2 protein-coding genes are annotated in these 1,873 nt (G+C 69.7%); one reads left to right on the forward strand and one right to left on the reverse strand.

Features of this window, described 5'->3' with window-relative positions:
- Nucleotides 1-96 precede the first annotated feature (96 nt).
- Nucleotides 97-1,506, reverse strand: a complete 1,410-nt coding sequence (gene gcvPA, locus G3N92_RS33355) for an aminomethyl-transferring glycine dehydrogenase subunit GcvPA (RefSeq protein ID WP_206131765.1) — start codon at nucleotides 1,504-1,506, stop codon at nucleotides 97-99.
- A gap of 29 nt (nucleotides 1,507-1,535) precedes the next feature.
- Here gcvPA and G3N92_RS33360 point away from each other — a divergent pair.
- Nucleotides 1,536-1,873, forward strand: a 338-nt coding sequence (locus G3N92_RS33360) for a hypothetical protein (RefSeq protein WP_206131766.1), incomplete at its 3' end; no start/stop codon positions are given.

Raw genomic sequence — 1,873 nt, forward strand, 5'->3', positions numbered from 1 at the left:
TCGCGCGGCACGCGCAGGCCGCGCCGGCCCGCGCGCGACAGCTCCATGACGATCGGTTCGTTCCAGACGGCGCCGTGATAGCGGCGCAGGGCGGGCTTAGTGGTCATGGGCGAGGATTTCCGTGAGCGTGTCGGCCAGGCGGTCGATGTCCTGCTGGCGATGCAGTTCGGTGATGCAGTAGAGCGCGCGCTGGCCGCCGTGCGGCGCATCGGCCGACAGGTCGTGGCCGCCGAAGATGCCGCGCGAGCGCAGCGCCGCGTTGATGTCGGCCACGCTGCGCCCGGTCGCGCCGAAATCCACCACGAACTCCTTGAACGACGGCCCCGAGAACGGCAGCGTCACGCCCGGAATCGCGGCGAGCTTGCGCGCGGCATAACGGGCGCGCTGCACCAGCAGTTCCCCGAGTTCCTCGAAGCCGCGCGGCCCCATCAGCGACAGGTAGACGGCGTTGGCGATCGCCCACAGATAGACCGAATTGCCGGTCCAGTCCTTGCCGTGCTCGCGCGCGCCGTACGAGGTCTGCTCGACCAGCGACAGCCCGAAGCCGTAGGTGCCGTGCGCGTCGCGGCCGGCCAGGCTGACCAGCAGCGTCGGATATTCGCGCGCGTAGCGTTCCTCGTCGCGCGAGGCGATGAAGCCGCCGAGCCCGCCGCCGCCGTGCATGTGCACGCCGAGCGGCTGGGTGGTGCCGACCACGATGTCGGCGCCCCAGGCCGGCGGCGGCGCGAGCACGCCGAGCGAGAGCGGATCGACGCCCACGATGCATTGCGCGCCGGCCGCGTGCGCCAGTTCGGCCACGCGCGGGCCGTCCTGTTCGATCACGCCGAACGCGTTCGGCGTTTCCAGATAGACGGCCGCGGTATCCGGCCCGAGCTTGGCGGCGAGATCGGCCAGATCGATGCCGCCCGTGGCCGGATCGTGCCGCACCGTCACGACGCGCAGATGCCCCGGCATGCTCGGCGGTTCGCAATACGTGTCGATGACGAGCCGCCGTTCGCGATCGAGCGCCTCCGGCACCAGCACCTCGCGCCGCCCGGTGATGCGCGACGCCATGCGCAGCGCGTGGCCGGCCGCGCAGCCCCAGGTGTAGACGGGCAGGCCCACCAGTTCGCAATCGACCAGCTCGCCGAGCTGGCTGCAGAACTCGAACCAGGCCTGATAGCGCCCGTGGTCGGACGAGGGCGTGCCCCACACCGAGGTCAGGAATTCGCTGCGCCCGACGATCTCGTCGCAGATCGCCGGCACGTGATGCCGCCAGCAGCCGCCGCCGAGAAAGCTCAGCGTGGTCGCGCAATCGTCGTTGCGATCGAGCAGCGCATGGAGGTGGCGGCGCAGCTCGGCTTCGGCCGGCATCGCCGGCTCCAGTTGCAGCGGCCGGCTGGCGCGGTGATCGGCCGGGATCTGCGCGAACAGATCGCCGATCTGCGCCGCGCCGACGGCATCGAGCATCTCGCGGACGACGGCGTCGACCGAATTCGCCATGAACGGATGGGACTGGATCGTCATTGCTGGGCACACCTCCCGAATGGTTCGGAATGAAAGTTTATATTGCGCACGTATGTTTGTATGGCGCACACTATACGCAGCTAAATTTTGCGCTGCAACCGATGCGAATTCCCGAACGAGACGATCGATCGCCCGGCTTCGCGCTGGGTGTCGTCGTGAATCCGACCGCCGGCCTGGGCGGTCTGGTCGGCCTGAAAGGCAGTGACGGCGAGGATGTGAAGGCGATGGCGCGCAGCTTGGGCGGCGCCGCGCAGGCGGTGGGTCGAGTCGGGCAGGCCTTGATGGCAATGCGCGGACAGTCGTGCGCGATTTTGACGGCGGCGGGCGAGATGGGCGAGGCCAGTTGCCGGCTCGCGGGCGTGGCGGC

This window comes from Burkholderia sp. Ac-20379, from assembly GCF_017104645.1.
Classification (GTDB): domain Bacteria; phylum Pseudomonadota; class Gammaproteobacteria; order Burkholderiales; family Burkholderiaceae; genus Burkholderia.